The organism is Streptomyces sp. NPDC045678 (genome assembly GCF_056432085.1).
On sequence record NZ_JBWKJS010000011.1, the window covers coordinates 336,358 to 354,582 of the forward strand.

Genomic DNA, 18,225 nt, shown 5'->3' on the forward strand with positions numbered 1-18,225 from the left:
GTACTGATGGCGGCGCGGGAGGCGTCGCCACGCGGTCGATCCCCATGGAAACAGGATCGGGGGTTACGTGGGGCGGGGGCGCGGCTGCCGATGGCGGAGGTACAGGTGTGTGATCGGGTGTCCTGCTCGGGGTTTCGTGGTGGGGCGGGGGGACCGATCCGGATGGAACCGGCGCAGCGCCGGCAGGGGCTGACGGCGCGGAGCCACCCGATGGTGCGGTGCCGGGCGAAGTGGGAACTGCCTGGTATTCCTCGCTCTTGTACCACCACCCCGGACTCTCCGCATGGCTCGCCGGCGGCGCAAACGTAGGCGGCGTCACCCCGTTCACCTGCTGCGCAGACTGCTGATACGTCTGCGCCAACTTCCGCATCCGCTGCACCGCTTCAGCGTGCGCCGCCTCGATCCGCCCCTGCGCCGCGGCCGCGTCCGCCTTGGAGTCGCGGGTGACCTTGGCGGCGTCGGGGTCGTTGTGGGCCTTCTGGGCGGCGTCCATGTTCTTGTTGGCGGTCCGCAGATCCGCCTTGGCCTGCGTCGTGTCCGAAGCCGGCGGCATCGACGCCTTCGCCTCGGCGATCGCCTGGGCGACCACGCCCATCCAGCGCGACGCGACCTCGCTGTACTCCCCGAGGTACAGCGTGGCGCTCGCCGACTGGGTCCCCCACGCGCGGAAGGCGTCGCCGCCCTCGCCCTGCCAGTGCAGACCCTTCGTGTACGTCATGAGGTCGTCGCCGATCTTGGTGATCGTCGACGCGGCCTTGGCCAGCTTCCCCGCGAGCTGGGAGGCGCCCTCCGAACTCGCGGACTCCACCAGCGCGAGCAGCTGCTCGTGCGTCATGGACTCGAAGTCCGTGTGCGCGAGCTTCGGCGCGCCGCCCTTGGATCCCTCAGCCATTGTCTTGTACCCCCGTTCCCCGTCCCCGTCCTCGTCCCCGTCTCAGCGCTCGTCCTCGTCCTCGTCCATGGCCTTGGCCTTGTCTCCGTACGGTCATCAGAGCGCCGTGTCCTTGTCCGTCGCCTTCGGGCCGGAGCCTTCGCCCCCACCCGAGCCGGAGCCCGAACCGGAACCCGAGCCGGAGCCCGAGCCAGGGCCCGAACCGCCGGGCCCCTGCACGTACGGATCCCGGTCAGGGTCGTAGTACTTCTCGGCCTCCGCGTTGATCGCCCTCATCCGCGCCCGAATGTCGTCCTCGAGGTTGTCGTAGCCCACCCGCGAAGCATGGACCGCGAGCCCCAACCCCTCGATCTGGGCGCCCAACGCCTTCGAGAGCTTCTCCAGCTCGTCGTGCACGGTCGCGTACGAGTCGTAGAGGAACTGCGCCTCTTTGAAGTCCGCCGAACCGAGCTGCCCCCGCGACAGCCGGTCGGCGCCGACCTTGCCCGGCGCCGCCTCCGATCCCTCGAGCTCGGTGAGCAGGTCGTCGACGCGCTTTTTGAAGCCCTTCATGGCGCTCGCCTGCACGTCCAGCGCCATTTGCGGATTTACGCCGTAAAGGGTGTCGAAGGACTTGCCCGTATCCGGCGCCCCGCCGTTGCCCCCGCTCGAACTCGCCACGCCTGCCTCCCCGTTCAGTCATGTATCCGGCACGCACTCTAGTAGTGGTCCGGGAGCCGCCCCACTTGAATCAGGGCAGTCCCGCGCTTTCGTGACACGAAGGTTCCGCGGCCCGGCGGCATCGGGCGTGCGCGGACATTTCCGAGAATGTCTCCTTCGCTCGGATCACCCGACAACAACACGCCCTGGGCGCCCAGTTCCTTCACGCGCTGCATGAAGGCCTCGTACATCGAGCGCGACGCGCCGGCGGAGCTGCGCGCGATGATGAACTTGACGCCGACATCGCGGGCGAAGGGCAGGTGCTCGACCAACACGCTGAGGGGATTGGTGGAGTTGGTGGCCACCAGTTCGTAGTCGTCGATGATGACGAACAGTTCCGGTCCGTTCCACCAGCTTCGATCACGCAACTGCTGCGGGGTGATGTCGGGCTTCGGCGCCCGCTTCTCCATGAACGTGGCAATGGCGTTCATATGGACGTCCATGGCCGACGCCATCGGCGCGTACTCCAGCAGGTGGTCCGCCGACACCGCCTCCAACATGGTGCGCCGGTAGTCACCGACGACGATGCGGGCCTGCGCGGGCGTGTACCTCTCCGCGATCTGCTTCGCGATGAGGCGCAGCAGATTCGTCTTGCCCGATTCGCTCTCGCCGAAGACCAGGAAGAATGGATCTGTCTCGAAATCGACGAAGACCGGTTCCAGGTTCGTCTCGTCGATGCCGATGGCGACTCCGTGCTGCGGGAACTCGAATCCCTTCGGCAGTTGATCAGCCGGGAGTTTGCGCGGCAGCAGCCGCACCGTCGGGGCCGCGGGCCCGTGCCAGTTGCTCTTCACCGTGTCGACCAACTGAGCTGTCGCTTCGGACAGGTTGGCGGGATCGGACGACGAGTCCACGCGTGGCATCGCCGTCATGAAGTGCAGCTTCTCCGGAACCTGGCCGCGGCCCGGCACCCCCGCGGGCACGTTCATGGCGACCTTGCGGTCGAATTCCGAGTCCATGACGTCACCGAGACGCAGCTCCAGACGCCCGAGCATCTGGTCCTTGAGCGCTGCCCGCACCTCCATGTAGCGCGACGCGGATACAACGACATGCACGCCGTATCCGAGACCGCGTCCTGCGATGTCGTTGACGACGCCCTCGAGCATCTCGTAGTCGTTCTTGAAGCTTCCCCACCCGTCGATGACGAGGAAGACGTCACCCCAGGCCTCGCCGGGAAGCCGTCCCGCCGCGTGCTGTCGCCGGTAAGTGGTGATCGAGTCGATGCCGTTGGCGCGGAAGAAGGCCTCGCGCCGGTTCAGGACACCGGCGACCTCCGCCACCGCGCGCCGCACCCGCTCAGGATCGAGACGGGAGGCCACCCCTCCCACATGCGGTAGATCGGAGACCGAGCCCAGGCCCCCGCCGCCGAAGTCCAGGCAGTAGAACTGCACTTCGTGCGCGGTATGGGTCAGCGCGAACGACGTGACCAACGTACGCAGCAGCGTCGACTTTCCCGACTGCGGGCCGCCGACCACCACCATGTTGCCCGCGGCACCCGAGAAATCGCTGTACAGCACTTCACGCTTCTGCTCGAAAGGCTTGTCGACCAGGCCCAGGGGGACGACCAGACCCCCGGGACGTGTGTAGTCGCCGGCGTGCAGGCCCCGCTCCCGAGACACCACGAGCCGCGGCAGGAGCTGGTCCAGCGTGGGGGCCTCGTCCAGCGGTGGCAGCCACACCTGATGTGCCGGCACACCCTGTCCTTCGAGGCGGCGCACCACGACATCGAGCACGGTGTCGGCCAGCGCGTCGTCCTCCCTCCGGGAGGACGTACGGGGCGAGTCGGCATCCGGGGCCGTGTACGTCGCGGCCACCGGAGCCGCGGTGAAGAGTGCGGGCCGACGATCGATGGGCAGTTGGGCGGACGCAGGATCCGCGCCGCCCGCGCGATACACCCCGGAGACGTACGCCGCCTTGAAGCGGGTCATGTCATCCGTACCGAATTTCAGATAGCCGGAGCCCGGCACGGACGGCAGGTGGTAGGCGTCCGGCACGCCGAGTGCCGTACGGGACTCCGAAGCGGAGAAGGTGCGCAGTCCGACGCGGTACGACAGGTACGTGTCGAGCCCGCGCAGCTTGCCCTCCTCCAGGCGCTGCGAAGCGAGCAGCAGATGCACCCCGAGGGACCGGCCGATGCGGCCGATCTGGATGAACATGTCGATGAAATCAGGCTTGGCCGTGAGCAGTTCGCTGAACTCGTCGATCACCAGGACGAGTGACGCCAGGGGAGCCAGCGGCGCCCCCGCGGCGCGCGCCTTCTCGTAGTCGTGCATGTTCGCGTAGTTGCCCGCCGACCGCAGCAACTCCTGACGGCGCTGCAGCTCGCCGCGGATCGCGTCACCCATGCGGTCCACGAGAGTGAGGTCGTCCGACAGGTTCGTGATCACCGCCGCGACGTGCGGCATGTCCGACATACCGGCGAACGTCGCGCCGCCCTTGAAGTCGGCGAGGACAAAGTTCAGGGTCTCGGAGGAGTGGGTCACGGCCAGTCCCAGGACCAGCGTGCGCAGCAGCTCGGACTTGCCCGAACCCGTGGCACCCACGCACAGGCCGTGCGGCCCCATGCCCTCCTGAGCCGCCTCCTTGAGGTCCAGCATCACCGGCCGGCCGTCCTCGCCCACCCCGATCGGGACACGGAGCCGCTCCGCCGTCGAACGGGGCCGCCACGTGCGCGTGACGTCCACCGACCCCGCGTCCCCCAGATTCAGCAGATCGGTGAAGTCCAGGTTGGCAAGCAGCGGTTCGTCGTCATCGCCCCCGCCCATGCGCAGCGGTGCCAACTGCCGTGCCAGTGCCTCCGCGGCGGGCAGGGACAGCGTGTCCGGTACGCCTTCGTAGGCGACGCCACCGGTCGACTCCAGGAGGAGCTTGCCGGGCCGGGCCACCACGGAGAGGCCCCCGCGGGGCTCGTCCAGCTCCCCGGCGACCACCTCGATGATCGTCACGCCCTGCAGGCCTTCCTGCGCGGCGAACGCGGACGTCGGCGGCACCATGCCGCCGTCCAATACGACCACGAGGTGCGGCTGGTCGAGGACGGGCTGGCCATCACGGCTGAACCGCGGCCGTCCGTCGAGACGGTCGGCGAGGAGATGCTCCAGCTCACCGAGGTCGTCGCCGAAGAGCCGCCTCGCGCCTGCCCCGTCGACCTGCCCCGGCAACTGGCAGTGGGGGAGCCACTTCGTCCAGTCCCATCGCCCGACGGCGGCCGGGGCCGCGACCACTGCGATCACCAGGTCCTCCGGACCGTGCAGGGTGGCCAGTTGGGCGACCAGCGAGCGCGCCGTGCCCTGCGCCGACTCCGGCTCTCCGGAGACCGTCAAGTGGTAGAAGGCGCGCATCGAGACCGCGACCGGCAGCCCCTCCAGCGAGCTGTGCACGGCGAGGAACTGCTGCATGGCCCCCGCCGCGAGCGGCTCCAGCTCGTCGACCGGCGCCGTCTCGGGCGCGACCAGGGGAGTGGCGAGTTGCTGCGGCCCCAGGCCCACCCGAGCCTGCCCGAAGTCCGGGTCCCCGACGCGCCGTTCCCACACCCGGCTCCCCTCGGCGACCACCGACCACAGCTGCTCCGGGGCGGGGTGCAGATAGAGCTGCGCGTCGCGCTGCTTGAGGGCGGTGCGCCGCACCGTACGCCGAGTCTGGGCGAGGTACTTGAGGTAATCGCGGCGCACGTCCGCCATTTGCCCCTGCGTACCGCGGCGGTACCTGACGACCTGGGCGACGATCATCGCGACCGTCGACACCAGCATCACCACGCCCATGATCCGCATGAAGGGGTGGGCGTTGGGCGACGCGAAGAAGAAGACCACCGACGAGCCCATGCCGAGCGTCGGCAGGACCTGCATCAGCACGCCCTCCTGCTGCCCGCGCGGAAGCTCCGGCGGAGGCGCCAATTGCAGCTCGTCATGGGGCACTTCGGGCGGCAGGGAGCGCGGCGGGCGCTTGATGACGATCTGACTCACCGGAGCATCAATCCCCCCTATGCGGACGGACAGTTCCGTACCGCTGCCTCAATCGGTGCGGTCTCCCTCCGCACCCGAGTGATCCTATGTGCAGGCACTGACAGGGCGTAGCGGTAGGGTGACGCCCGCACGGTGCGCAACCGCGAATCAGGGGGTCATGCAAGGTGAGTTCGCCCGCAGCGACCGGTTTCTGCAGGGTCACTGTTGTCGCGCCCGACAGTCGTATCGATGTCGCTCTTCCGGAGGACATCGCTGTGGCCGACATCTATCCGGAGGTTCTCCGGCTGACTCGCCAGACCCAGCCGGCCGGCACCCCGACCGGCTACAACCTCGTACGCCAGAACGGCACCGTCCTGGACGGCGCCCGGACGCTTGCCGCACAGCGGGTCCTCGACGGCGAGATGCTCAGTCTGCGGCCCTTCGCCATGTCGCTGCCGCCCGCCGTGTACGACGACGTGGCGGACGCGGTCGCCTCCGCCGTGGTCAGGGACCGCAGGCTGTGGAGAGACGCGCTGCTGCGCGGTGCCGGCCTGACCGGCAGCTTCCTGGTCCTCCTCCTGATGGCCTTCGTGCTCTGGTACGCCGACCCCGTGCGCCACGACATGCACGGCCTGCCGGGCATCCTCGCGGGCGGTGTGGGCCTGCTCCTCATAGCCTTCGCAGGCGTACGCGTGCGCGTCTACGAGGACCGTGCCGTCGGCGCGGTCCTGGGCCTCGCCGCTCTGCCGCTCCTCCTGATCGCCGGATCGGGAATCATCGCCCCGGACGCGGGGCAGGGACCCGGCCGACTGCAGTTCCTGCTCGGCTGCGTGACCGTGCTCGTGGCGTCCGTCCTGCTCGTCGTGGTCTCCCCGGGCAGCGACGCCCCCTTCGTGGCCGCCACGTTCCTGGCGGCGTCCGGCGCTCTCGCGACCTTCGTCGCGATCATCACCGAAGCCGCACCGACGGATGCCGCCGCCGTCACCGCCCCCGTGACCATCGCCCTCGTCGCGTTCCTCCCGGGCCTGTCCTCCCGCTTCGCCAGGCTGCCCATCGGCTATGCCTCTCCGCGGAGCTCCGTGCAGGAGGACTTCGACGCCGACCTGAACCCGACCGTCGACCCCGGCCCCCTCGACGCGGTCCGGATCGCTGCGCAGGCCCGGCGCGGCCACGAGCTGCTCCTCGGCCTGGTCGCCGGCTCGGCCTCCGTCGTCGTGGGGTCGGCCGTCGTCCTCGGCTTCTCGGGGGACGTGTGGGGGCAGCTCCTCGCGCTCGCAGCGGGCCTGGCGATGCTGCTCCGGGCCCGCCTCTTCCGCTACACCTCGCAGGTCGTGTGCGCGCTCGTGGCGGGCATCGCCGCCATCGCCCTCCTGCTCGTCGGGCTGGCCCTGAACCCGCCGGGCGACGCCCTGCGGGAGCTGCTCCTTCACGGCGACCGCGGCCCTCTGGAGCTGCGTGCGGTCTGGCTCACGGCCGCCATCGCGCTGGGGTGCGTCCTGCTGACGGCCATCGCCTTGATCATCCCCGAGAAGGGGCTCTCGCCCTTCTGGGGCCGCTTCCTCGACCTCACGGAATCGGCGATACTGCTCTCGCTGGTCCCGTTGTGCCTCGCCGTGCTCGACGTCTACAGCGCCGCTCGCTCCCTGACCAGCTGAGCCGGTCTCCCCGGGCAGCGCCGCGATCGCGATCGCCCCGGGCAAACCCCCCACAAGCAGACTGGTACCCTGTGAAACGACCGTCTGTATGCGCACCCCCGAATCCCCAGGGATCCGGACCCCGGGCCCACAAGGACCCGGACCCGCGCCCGACGGCCCATCCCGGCCTCCCGAGTCACGGAAGCCCCCCTGAGATGTAGACCAGGGGCACTCGGAGGCACTCGAAGACATCACGAGGAGTACGCGTGTCGCTCGACGCCGCTACGAAGAAGCAGATCATGACCGAGTTCGGCCAGAAGGAGGGCGACACCGGCTCCCCCGAGGTTCAGGTGGCGCTGCTCTCTCGCCGGATCTCCGACCTGACCGAGCACCTCAAGACCCACAAGCACGACCACCACTCCCGTCGTGGTCTGCTGATCCTGGTCGGTCAGCGTCGCCGTCTGCTGCAGTACCTGGCCAAGAAGGACATCCAGCGCTTCCGCGCGCTGGTCGAGCGCCTGGGCATCCGCCGCGGCGCGGCGGGCGCCAAGTAAGACGGCGTGGAGGGAGCGGTTCCCACTCGAAGCACTCGAAGGGGGCCGCTCCCTTTGCTGTACATGCGCGCTGTCACCGACGCTTTGTAGTCTGGTGACACACGCACGTCCCCGCGGGTGAGTAAAGACCCCGGGGGCGGCAAGAACAAAGCAAGTGCGACGCAAGCGCGACGCGAGTGCGACGCAAGAACGAAAACCCCCACGAGGGAGAGGCGCACCAGCCGCCGCCGGTCCTCGGTAGTGGCCCCCGGGAGACAACCCCGGGTGCTTCGATCGAAGACCGGCCCGCAACGACGGCGCGCTTCTCCACACCGTCCCGGTCCACGCACGACGCGTGGACGCAGATGAACGGGACACCGTCCGGTCCACACGGGATCCGGGCGGGACGACGAAACGTAGACACGTAGGAGAACAGTGGAGAACGAGACCCACTACGCCGAGGCTGTTATCGACAACGGCACGTTCGGCACCCGCACCATCCGCTTCGAGACGGGCCGCCTGGCCAAGCAGGCCGCAGGCTCCGCCGTCGCGTACCTGGACGACGACACCATGGTGTTGTCGGCCACCTCCGCTTCCAAGCGGCCCAAGGACCAGCTCGACTTCTTCCCCCTGACGGTGGACGTCGAGGAGCGGCAGTACGCCGCCGGCAAGATCCCCGGTTCCTTCTTCCGGCGGGAGGGCCGTCCCTCCGAGGACGCGGTCCTGACCTGCCGCCTGATCGACCGCCCGCTGCGTCCTTCCTTCAAGAAGGGCCTGCGCAACGAGATCCAGATCGTCGAGACGATCATGGCGCTCAACCCCGACCACCTGTACGACGTGGTCGCGATCAACGCCGCCTCGTGCTCCACGCAGCTGGCCGGCCTGCCCTTCTCGGGCCCGATCGGCGGCACGCGCGTGGCGCTCATCAAGGGCCAGTGGGTCGCCTTCCCGACGCACACCGAGCTCGAGGACGCCGTCTTCGACATGGTCGTCGCCGGTCGCGTCCTCGAGGACGGCGACGTCGCGATCATGATGGTCGAGGCCGAGGCCACCGAGAAGACCATCCAGCTCGTCAAGGACGGCGCCGAGGCGCCGACCGAAGAGGTCGTCGCTGCCGGTCTTGAGGCCGCCAAGCCCTTCATCAAGGCTCTCTGCAAGGCCCAGTCGGACCTCGCCGCCAAGGCCGCCAAGCCCACCGGCGAGTTCCCGGTCTTCCTGGACTACCAGGACGACGTCCTGGAGGCCCTGACCGCCGCCGTGAAGTCGGAGCTCTCCCAGGCGCTGACCATCGCGGGCAAGCAGGAGCGCGAGTCCGAGCTGGACCGCATCAAGGAGATCGCCGCCGAGAAGCTGCTCCCGCAGTTCGAGGGCCGCGAGAAGGAGATCTCCGGTGCCTACCGCGCGCTGACGAAGAAGCTCGTCCGCGAGCGCGTCATCAAGGACAAGGTCCGCATCGACGGCCGCGGCGTCACGGACATCCGTACGCTGGCCGCCGAGGTCGAGGCCATCCCGCGCGTGCACGGCTCGGCGCTGTTCGAGCGTGGCGAGACCCAGATCCTGGGCGTCACCACCCTCAACATGCTCCGCATGGAGCAGCAGCTCGACACCCTCTCCCCGGTGACGCGCAAGCGCTACATGCACAACTACAACTTCCCGCCGTACTCGGTCGGCGAGACCGGCCGCGTCGGTTCGCCGAAGCGCCGCGAGATCGGCCACGGCGCGCTCGCCGAGCGCGCGATCGTGCCGGTGCTGCCCTCGCGCGAGGACTTCCCGTACGCGATCCGTCAGGTCTCCGAGGCCCTCGGTTCCAACGGCTCGACGTCCATGGGCTCGGTCTGCGCCTCCACGATGTCGCTGCTGAACGCCGGTGTGCCGCTGAAGGCCGCCGTCGCCGGTATCGCCATGGGTCTGATCTCCGAGGAGATCGACGGCGACACCCACTACGTCGCCCTCACCGACATCCTCGGTGCGGAGGACGCGTTCGGTGACATGGACTTCAAGGTCGCCGGTACGAAGCAGTTCGTGACCGCGCTCCAGCTCGACACCAAGCTCGACGGCATCCCCGCCTCGGTCCTGGCCGCCGCGCTGAAGCAGGCCCGCGACGCGCGTCTGCACATCCTCGACGTGATGAACGAGGCCATCGACGTTCCGGACGAGATGTCCCCGAACGCGCCGCGCATCATCACCGTCAAGATCCCGGTGGACAAGATCGGTGAGGTCATCGGCCCCAAGGGCAAGATGATCAACCAGATCCAGGAGGACACCGGCGCCGACATCACGATCGAGGACGACGGCACCATCTACATCGGTGCCGCCGACGGTCCGGCCGCCGAGGCCGCCCGCGCCACGATCAACGGCATCGCCAACCCGACCATGCCGGAGGTCGGCGAGCGCTACCTGGGCACCGTCGTGAAGACGACGACCTTCGGTGCGTTCGTCTCCCTGCTCCCGGGCAAGGACGGTCTGCTGCACATCTCGCAGATCCGCAAGCTCGCCGGCGGCAAGCGCGTGGAGAACGTCGAGGACGTCCTCGGTGTGGGCCAGAAGGTCCAGGTCGAGATCGCCGAGATCGACTCCCGCGGCAAGCTCTCCCTCATCCCCGTCATCGAGGGTGAAGAGGACGACGACCAGAAGGACGACACCGACAAGTGACGTCGCGTAGCACCACGACGACGGCCCGCACCTCTTCGGAGGCGCGGGCCGTCGCCCGTACCCAAACCCTCATCAAGGGCGAGAACGGCATCGGCACCGTCCGCAGGACGACCCTCCCCGGCGGCCTGCGCGTCGTCACGGAGACCCTGCCGTCCGTGCGCTCGGCCACCTTCGGCATCTGGGCCAACGTCGGCTCCCGCGACGAGACCCCCTCCCTGAACGGCGCCACGCACTACCTGGAGCACCTCCTCTTCAAGGGCACCAAGAAGCGCAGTGCCCTCGACATCTCCGCCGCGCTCGACGCGGTCGGCGGCGAGATGAACGCCTTCACGGCGAAGGAGTACACGTGCTACTACGCGCGCGTGCTCGACACGGATCTGCCCCTCGCCATCGACGTCGTCTGCGACATGCTGACGGGCTCCCTCATCCTCCAGGAGGACGTCGACGCCGAGCGCGGCGTCATCCTCGAAGAGATCGCGATGACCGAGGACGATCCGGGCGACTGTGTGCACGACCTGTTCGCGCACACGATGCTCGGCGACACGCCCCTCGGCCGACCGGTCCTGGGCACGGTCGACACGATCAACGCCCTCGACGCGGACCGCATCCGACGCTTCTACAAGAAGCACTACGACCCGACCCACCTGGTGGTCGCGGCCGCGGGCAACGTGGATCACAACAAGGTCGTACGCCAGGTCCGTGCCGCCTTCGAGAAGGCCGGCGCGCTCCGCAACACCGACGCGACCCCGATGATCCCGCGCCAGGGCTCCCGCAAGCTGCGCACCTCCGGCCGCGTCGAGGTCGTCAACCGCAAAACCGAGCAGGCCCACGTCATCCTCGGCATGCCGGGCCTGGCCCGCACCGACGACCGCCGCTGGGCCCTGGGCGTGCTGAACACGGCCCTGGGCGGCGGCATGTCCTCCCGCCTCTTCCAGGAGGTACGGGAGAAGCGCGGCCTGGCCTACAGCGTGTACTCGTACACGTCGGGCTTCGCCGACACCGGCCTCTTCGGTGTGTACGCGGGCTGCCGTCCCAGCCAGGTGCACGACGTCCTGAAGATCTGCCGCGACGAGCTCGACCAGGTCGCCGAGCACGGTCTGACGGACGACGAGATCGGCCGCGCCATCGGCCAGCTCGCGGGCTCCACGGTCCTCGGCCTCGAGGACACCGGCGCCCTGATGAACCGCATCGGCAAGAGCGAGCTCTGCTGGGGCGAGCACATGTCGGTCGACGACATGCTGGCCAGAATCTCCGCGGTCACCCCTGACGAGGTGCGCGAAGTGGCCCGCGACGTGCTCGGCCACCGCCCGTCCCTGTCGGCCATCGGCCCGCTCAAGGACAAGCAGGCGGCCCGCCTCCACGAAGCGGTCGCCTAGTCCCGCACGGGCCCACCTCTCGAAACCTCGCGAAGGAATGAAGGACATGAGCAAGCTGCGCGTGGCGGTCATCGGCGCCAAGGGCCGTATCGGCTCCGAGGCCGTGAAGGCCGTCGAGGCCGCCGAGGACATGGAGCTGGTCGCCGCCCTCGGCCGGGGCGACAGGCTGGAGTCGCTGACCGAGGCAGGCGCCCAGGTCGCGGTCGAGCTGACCAACCCCGACTCGGTGCTGGACAACCTCGACTTCTGCGTACGACACGGCATCCACGCCGTCGTCGGTACGACGGGGTGGACCGACGAGCGCCTCGCGCAGCTGCGCACGTCGCTGGCCGCGTCCCCGGAGACGGGCGTGCTCATCGCCCCGAACTTCTCCATCGGCGCGGTCCTGACGATGAAGTTCGCGCAGATCGCGGCGCCGTACTTCGAGTCCGTCGAGGTCGTGGAGCTCCACCACCCCAACAAGGCGGACGCCCCCAGCGGCACCGCCACGCGCACCGCCCAGCTCATCGCCGAGGCCCGCAGGGAAGCGGGCAGCGCCCCGCAGCCCGACGCCACGACGACGGCCCTGGACGGCGCCCGCGGCGCGGACGTCGACGGTGTGCCGGTGCACTCCGTGCGCCTGCGCGGCCTCCTCGCCCACCAGGAGGTCCTGCTGGGCGGCGAGGGCGAGACCCTGACCGTGCGCCACGACTCGCTGCACCACAGCAGCTTCATGCCGGGCATCCTGCTCGGCGCGCGCCGCGTGGTGAGCACTCCGGGCCTCACGTTCGGCCTGGAACACTTCCTGGACCTCGGCTGACCCGAGTGCTGAAGGACAGCTGAGAGACATGCGCGCGAAGATCACCTACGCCGTCACGGCTGCCGTCCTGGTCGTCTACTTCGTCCTGGTCGGCAGCCGCGGCGTGCTCCTGATACAGCACGGCACCGCGCTCACCGTCACCTTCGGTGTCGCGGTGCTCATCCTGCCGTTCATCGGCATCTGGTTCCTCTGGAAGAACACCCAGTTCGTCCAGCGGGCCAACCGCCTCGCGGCCGAGCTGGAGGCCGAGGGCGGGCTGCCGGTCGACGAGTTGAAGCGCACCCCGGCGGGCCGCATCGACCGCGACTCCGCGGACGAGGTGTTCGCCCGCCGCAAGGCCGAGACCGAGGACTCGCCGGACGACTGGCGCTGCTGGTTCCGGCTGGCCGTCGCCTACCACGACGCCAGGGACACGCCCCGCGCGCGGAAGGCCATGCAGCGGGCCATCGCCCTGCACGCGGGCAAGCCGGTCAACGTCTGACGCGGTGCGACTAGGCGGTGGGCCGATACTCGTCGGCCCACACCTCGATGGAGTCGGCCGCACGGTTGAACGCCTCGTGCCGCGCCAGGAAGTCCGCGTTCCGGTCGGTCAGGAGCAGCTGCTGCGGTCCGGCCGGCTGCTGATCACGTCGTACGAGAACGAGTGCCTGGCCCTGGACCGTGCGGGGGAGTCCCAGCCAGCGCACCGGCTGCTGCGCGGTCCGCACGGCGGAGATCTGCCCCCACGCGAGCGTCTGCGTCGTCAGGAAGCCGACCCTGCGCAGCCCGTGGGCGCTGACCCAGGTGCCCATGCGCAGCAGCCGCAGGGCGCTCACGATGATGAGGACGGCGAGCCCCGCACAGATGGCTGCGCCCGCCAGGGAGTCCGCGAACGCGATGATCACCGCGGCGAACAGGACGAACGAGGCGAGCAGCAGCAGGACGGCGCCCGCCCCCACGCGCCAGGGGCCCGGGCGGTAGGGCCGGCGCCAGTGATCGCGGTCTTCGAAGGGCAGCGCGGCGTCGTCCGCCGCGTCGTCGAATGCGCGGTCCGCGGTCAGGAAGGGCAGGGGCACGGGCTGATCCTCACTCAATCCACACATGGGCTGTGCCCGGTGAGGCTATCGAGCCGTGCCCCCCGCTACCACCCTTGGGGGTCCGGACGAGTCAGTGCCGGACGATCACGGTCGGCGCCGGTCAGCGGTTGTCGGAGGCTTCCGACTTCTGCGTGTGCGCGGGTGACTGGTCGGCCGACATCGCGGGCATCCCGAAGAGCAGGGATCCCACCAGACCGGCCACGACGGTGAGGCCGATCAGCGTGCGGCTCACGACCTGACTGGCCGATGCGCGCTCGCGGGGAGGGGGAGTGACGTTACTGCGGAACTTCTCGGCTTCGGCGATGAAGGCGAACGGGACAGGCTCTCGCCGACGGAACATGGGGTGCGCTTCTCCTCACGGGTCTCGAACGGAGCTGTGTGAACTCTGTTACTTGGATAGACGCGTGAATCGCCCAAAAGGTGCCCTGTTTCGGCAAATTAGTCGAAGAATGTCGTGGCGGGTCACCGGACGGCCGATTGTCAGTGCCTGGCCATAGAGTGGGCGCCGCCCGAGTGATGCACATGGAAGGACCCCCGCCTGTGAGCGAGACCCCCACCGACGACCTCAAGCCCAGCTTCCGCAGCGAGGTCACCGTCGAGCTGGTGAAGCACGCCGCCACCGACTCCGACGTCCTGTGGGCCGCCCGCGTCTCCACGGCGGGCGAGCAGTCCCTCGACGAGCTCCAGAAGGACCCGGAGCGCTCCAAGGGCCTGATCAACTACCTGATGCGGGACCGCCACGGCAGCCCCTTCGAGCACAACTCGATGACGTTCTTCATCAGTGCCCCCATCTTCGTCTTCCGCGAGTTCATGCGGCACCGCGTCGGCTGGTCGTACAACGAGGAATCGGGTCGGTACAGGGAGCTGCAGCCCGTCTTCTACGTCCCCGACGCCTCCCGCAAGCTCGTCCAGGAGGGCCGTCCGGGGAAGTACGTCTTCGTGGAGGGCACCGAGGCCCAGCAGGAGCTCACGGGCCGCGTCATGGAGGACTCGTACCGCCAGGCGTACGAGGCGTACCAGGAGATGCTCGCCGCCGGTGTGGCCCGCGAGGTCGCCCGCGCGGTGCTCCCCGTCGGCCTCTTCTCCTCGATGTACGCGACGTGCAACGCGCGTTCGCTGATGCACTTCCTCGGTCTGCGCACGCAGCACGAGCTCGCCAAGGTTCCGTCCTTCCCGCAGCGGGAGATCGAGATGGTCGGCGAGAAGATGGAGGAGCAGTGGGCCAAGCTCATGCCCCTCACCCATGCGGCCTTCAACAAGAACGGACGCGTGGCGCCTTAAGGCACTGATGTGCGGGTGCGTCGAGCGAAGTGTCCGGTTTGCGGCACTTCGTGAAGTTCATCTAGCCTGATCAAACGGACCCGGCACTGCTTGAACCCCCGAGCAGGCAGTGCCGGGCTCCACACTTGTCAGGTCCCCACACATCCCCCGAGGGGCGACCCCGCGCTGAGCAGCGAGTAGCGTGTTACCCATGGCTCCGACCTCCACTCCGCAGACCCCCTTCGGGAGGGTCCTCACCGCCATGGTCACGCCCTTTACGGCGGACGGCGCACTTGACCTCGACGGCGCGCAGCAGCTCGCCGCCCACCTGGTGGACGCAGGCAATGACGGCCTGGTCATCAACGGCACCACCGGTGAGTCCCCGACCGTCAGTGACGCGGAGAAAAACGATCTCGTACGAGCCGTACTGGACGCCGTCGGAGACCGCGCCCACATCGTCGCGGGCGTCGGCACGAACGACACCCGGCACAGTCTCGAGCTCGCCCGCGCCGCCGAGCAGGCAGGCGCCCACGGCCTCCTGACTGTCACGCCGTACTACAACAAGCCCCCGCAAGACGGCCTGTTCCGGCACTTCACCGCCATCGCCGACAGCACCGACCTGCCCGTCATGCTGTACGACATCCCGGGCCGCAGCGGCGTTCCGATCAACACGGAAACCCTCGTCCGGCTCGCCGAGCACCCCCGGATCGTCGCCAACAAGGACGCCAAGGGCGACCTCGGCCGCGCCAGCTGGGCCATCGCCCGCTCGGACCTCGCCTGGTACTCCGGCGACGACATGCTGAACCTTCCGCTCCTGTCCGTCGGCGCGTGCGGCTTCGTCTCCGTCGTCGGCCACGTCGTCACCCCCGAGCTGCGCGCCATGCTGGAGGCGCACCTCACCGGTGATGTACAGAAGGCCACGGAGATCCACCAGAAGCTGCTCCCCGTCTTCACCGGCATGTTCCGCACCCAGGGCGTGATCACGACCAAGGCGGCGCTGGCCCTCCAGGGACGCCCCGCGGGTCCGCTCCGCCTCCCGATGGTGGAACTGTCACCCGACGAGACGGCCCAGCTCAAGATCGATCTCGAGGCCGGCGGGGTACAGCTGTAACCACAGACTTCACAACTGAATAAGCGACACCCGCGGGCGCGTCCCAGAAGAACAGCCGCCCGCACCCCACACAACAACTGCTACTGCACGAACGTCATACGCGCCACGTGCCTTGGAGGTACGTGGCGCGCGTGGTGAGGAGAGTCTTTTGAGTCATCCGCATCCTGAACTCGGTGCTCCGCCGAAGCTCCCGAAGGGCGGCCTGCGGGTCACCCCGCTCGGCGGTCTCGGCGAGATCGGCCGCAACATGACCGTCTTCGAGTACAACGGTCGCCTGCTGATCGTCGACTGCGGAGTGCTGTTCCCCGAGGAGGAGCAGCCCGGAATCGACCTGATCCTGCCGGACTTCTCGTCCATCAGGGACCGCCTCGACGACATCGAGGGCATCGTGCTCACGCACGGGCACGAGGACCACATCGGTGGTGTCCCGTACCTCCTGCGCGAGAAGCCGGACATTCCGCTGATCGGCTCCAAGCTGACCCTCGCGCTGATCGAGGCGAAGCTCCAGGAGCACCGCATCCGTCCGTACACGCTCGAGGTCGTCGAGGGCGACCGCGAGCACCTCGGCCCGTTCGACTGCGAGTTCGTCGCCGTCAACCACTCCATCCCGGACGCCCTGGCCGTCGCCATCCGCACCCCCGCGGGCATGGTCGTCGCCACCGGCGACTTCAAGATGGACCAGCTCCCGATGGACGGTCGCCTGACCGACCTGCACGCGTTCGCGCGGCTGAGCGAGGAAGGCATCGACCTTCTCCTCTCCGACTCGACGAACGCCGAGGTTCCGGGCTTTGTCCCGCCCGAGCGCGACATCTCGAACGTGATCCGCGGTGTCTTCGCCGGCGCCCAGAAGCGCATCATCGTCGCGAGCTTCGCCAGCCATGTGCACCGCATCCAGCAGATCCTGGACGCCGCCCACGAGTACGGCCGCCGGGTCGCCTTCGTCGGCCGCTCGATGGTCCGCAACATGGGCATCGCCCGCGACCTGGGCTACCTGCGGGTGCCGCCGGGGCTGGTCGTAGACGTCAAGACGCTGGACGACCTTCCCGACAGCGAGGTCGTCCTCGTCTGCACGGGTTCTCAGGGCGAGCCCATGGCCGCGCTCTCCCGCATGGCCAACCGCGATCACCAGATCCGGATCGTCCAGGGCGACACGGTGATCCTGGCGTCGTCCCTCATCCCCGGCAACGAGAACGCGGTGTACCGCGTGATCAACGGCCTGACCCGCTGGGGAGCGAACGTCGTCCACAAGGGCAACGCCAAGGTGCATGTCTCCGGCCACGCGTCGGCCGGCGAGCTCCTGTACTTCTACAACATCTGCAAGCCCAAGAACCTGATGCCGGTCCACGGCGAATGGCGCCACCTGCGCGCCAACGCCGAGCTGGGCGCCCTCACCGGCGTCCCGCACGACCGCATCGTGATCGCCGAGGACGGCGTCGTCGTCGACCTCGTCGAGGGCAAGGCGAAGATCGTCGGCAAGGTCCAGGCGGGTTACGTCTACGTGGACGGCCTCTCCGTGGGCGATGTCGGCGAGCCGGCACTGAAGGACCGCAAGATCCTCGGCGACGAGGGCATCATCTCGGTCTTCGTGGTCGTGGACTCCAGTACCGGCAAGATCACCAGCGGCCCGACGATCCAGGCGCGCGGCTCCGGCATCGAGGACTCGGCGTTCAGCGCCGTGATGCCGAAGATCCACGAAGTACTGGGGAAGTCGGCCCAGGACGGCGTCGTCGAACCCCACCAGCTGCAGCAGCTCATCCGCCGCACGCTGGGCAAATGGGTCTCGGACAACTACCGCCGACGGCCGATGATCCTGCCCGTGGTCGTCGAGGTCTGACCCTCACGACTGCGTGAACTCCGGAGCGGGGCGCCTCGATTTGCATCGGGGCGCCCCGCTCCGTTAGGTTTACGGCTCCGCCAGCGAGGGAAGCCCCGAGCACTCACGTGCCTGGGACCGACCGAGCGGGGCGGGAAATCCGACTCAGAACTTCTGATAAAGTCGGAGCCGCCGGAAAGGGAAACGCGAAAGCCGAAAGGCCGGAGCGGGAACCGGAAAGGCAGCGAGGAAATCGGACACGAAAGAGTCTGATAGAGTCGGAAACGCAAGAACAAAAGAAACACCGAAGGGAAGCGCCCGGAGGAAAGCCCCAGAGAATGTTCTGCGGGTGAGTACAAAGGAAGCGTCCGTTCCTTGAGAACTCAACAGCGTGCCAAAAGTCAACGCCAGATATGTTGATTACCCCGTCTCCAGCATCAGC

13 protein-coding genes are annotated in these 18,225 nt (G+C 68.6%); 9 read left to right on the forward strand and 4 right to left on the reverse strand.

The genetic code is table 11. The features are described from left to right. Window positions 1-988 precede the first annotated feature (988 nt). Together AC07DO_RS34300 and eccCa are read right to left on the reverse strand one after the other, a co-directional pair. The gene (locus AC07DO_RS34300) at window positions 989-1,552 is read right to left on the reverse strand and encodes a hypothetical protein (protein ID WP_479065381.1); all 564 of its coding nucleotides are present in this window, start codon (window positions 1,550-1,552) and stop codon (window positions 989-991) included. A gap of 38 nt (window positions 1,553-1,590) precedes the next feature. After that, the gene (eccCa, locus tag AC07DO_RS34305; RefSeq protein WP_479065383.1) at window positions 1,591-5,550 is read right to left on the reverse strand and encodes a type VII secretion protein EccCa; all 3,960 of its coding nucleotides are present in this window, start codon (window positions 5,548-5,550) and stop codon (window positions 1,591-1,593) included. 164 nt (window positions 5,551-5,714) lie between these two features. On the opposite strand from eccCa, the gene eccD reads away from it, so the two are divergent. From eccD to AC07DO_RS34335, 6 genes are all read left to right on the forward strand, one after another. Beyond that, on the forward strand, window positions 5,715-7,184 hold the full coding sequence (eccD, locus tag AC07DO_RS34310; RefSeq protein WP_479065385.1) for a type VII secretion integral membrane protein EccD: 1,470 nt from the start codon (window positions 5,715-5,717) through the stop codon (window positions 7,182-7,184). Window positions 7,185-7,429: 245 nt separating this feature from the next. Then, window positions 7,430-7,717 (forward strand): 30S ribosomal protein S15, encoded by a 288-nt coding sequence (gene rpsO, locus AC07DO_RS34315; protein ID WP_055568703.1) that lies wholly within the window; start codon window positions 7,430-7,432, stop codon window positions 7,715-7,717. Window positions 7,718-8,131: 414 nt separating this feature from the next. Beyond that, window positions 8,132-10,348 (forward strand): polyribonucleotide nucleotidyltransferase, encoded by a 2,217-nt coding sequence (locus AC07DO_RS34320; protein WP_479065387.1) that lies wholly within the window; start codon window positions 8,132-8,134, stop codon window positions 10,346-10,348. After that, complete coding sequence (locus AC07DO_RS34325) at window positions 10,345-11,724, forward strand: M16 family metallopeptidase (protein WP_479065389.1); 1,380 nt, start codon at window positions 10,345-10,347, stop codon at window positions 11,722-11,724. Before AC07DO_RS34320 ends, AC07DO_RS34325 begins: the two co-directional genes overlap by 4 nt. A gap of 46 nt (window positions 11,725-11,770) precedes the next feature. After that, window positions 11,771-12,523 (forward strand): 4-hydroxy-tetrahydrodipicolinate reductase, encoded by a 753-nt coding sequence (dapB, locus tag AC07DO_RS34330; protein ID WP_479065391.1) that lies wholly within the window; start codon window positions 11,771-11,773, stop codon window positions 12,521-12,523. A 28-nt stretch (window positions 12,524-12,551) separates the two neighbouring features. After that, window positions 12,552-13,004: a tetratricopeptide repeat protein gene (locus tag AC07DO_RS34335; RefSeq protein WP_385934992.1), complete on the forward strand. Its 453-nt coding sequence runs from the start codon at window positions 12,552-12,554 to the stop codon at window positions 13,002-13,004. 10 nt (window positions 13,005-13,014) lie between these two features. On the opposite strand, the gene AC07DO_RS34340 is transcribed toward AC07DO_RS34335, so the two are convergent. Both AC07DO_RS34340 and AC07DO_RS34345 read right to left on the reverse strand, forming a co-directional pair. Continuing rightward, on the reverse strand, window positions 13,015-13,578 hold the full coding sequence (locus AC07DO_RS34340) for a hypothetical protein (RefSeq protein WP_479065393.1): 564 nt from the start codon (window positions 13,576-13,578) through the stop codon (window positions 13,015-13,017). Window positions 13,579-13,699: 121 nt separating this feature from the next. Beyond that, a complete protein-coding gene (locus AC07DO_RS34345) occupies window positions 13,700-13,939 on the reverse strand; it encodes a hypothetical protein (protein ID WP_479065394.1) in 240 nt (79 codons plus the stop codon). A gap of 200 nt (window positions 13,940-14,139) precedes the next feature. Here AC07DO_RS34345 and thyX point away from each other — a divergent pair, with 200 nt between their 5' ends. From thyX to AC07DO_RS34360, 3 genes are all read left to right on the forward strand, one after another. Beyond that, on the forward strand, window positions 14,140-14,880 hold the full coding sequence (thyX, locus tag AC07DO_RS34350) for an FAD-dependent thymidylate synthase (RefSeq protein ID WP_479065396.1): 741 nt from the start codon (window positions 14,140-14,142) through the stop codon (window positions 14,878-14,880). A 190-nt stretch (window positions 14,881-15,070) separates the two neighbouring features. Beyond that, window positions 15,071-15,970 (forward strand): 4-hydroxy-tetrahydrodipicolinate synthase, encoded by a 900-nt coding sequence (gene dapA, locus AC07DO_RS34355; RefSeq protein WP_479065398.1) that lies wholly within the window; start codon window positions 15,071-15,073, stop codon window positions 15,968-15,970. A 148-nt stretch (window positions 15,971-16,118) separates the two neighbouring features. Further along, window positions 16,119-17,804: a ribonuclease J gene (locus AC07DO_RS34360; protein WP_479065400.1), complete on the forward strand. Its 1,686-nt coding sequence runs from the start codon at window positions 16,119-16,121 to the stop codon at window positions 17,802-17,804. Window positions 17,805-18,225 lie beyond the last annotated feature (421 nt).

Excerpts from the sequence above, each read along its gene's own strand:
- dapB (WP_479065391.1), top strand. The coding sequence starts at position 11,771 with ATGAGCAAGCTGCGCGTGGCGGTCATCGGCGCCAAGGGCCGTATCGGC.
- AC07DO_RS34335 (WP_385934992.1), top strand. The coding sequence starts at position 12,552 with ATGCGCGCGAAGATCACCTACGCCGTCACGGCTGCCGTCCTGGTCGTC.
- AC07DO_RS34345 (WP_479065394.1), bottom strand. The coding sequence starts at position 13,939 with ATGTTCCGTCGGCGAGAGCCTGTCCCGTTCGCCTTCATCGCCGAAGCC.
- dapA (WP_479065398.1), top strand. The coding sequence starts at position 15,071 with ATGGCTCCGACCTCCACTCCGCAGACCCCCTTCGGGAGGGTCCTCACC.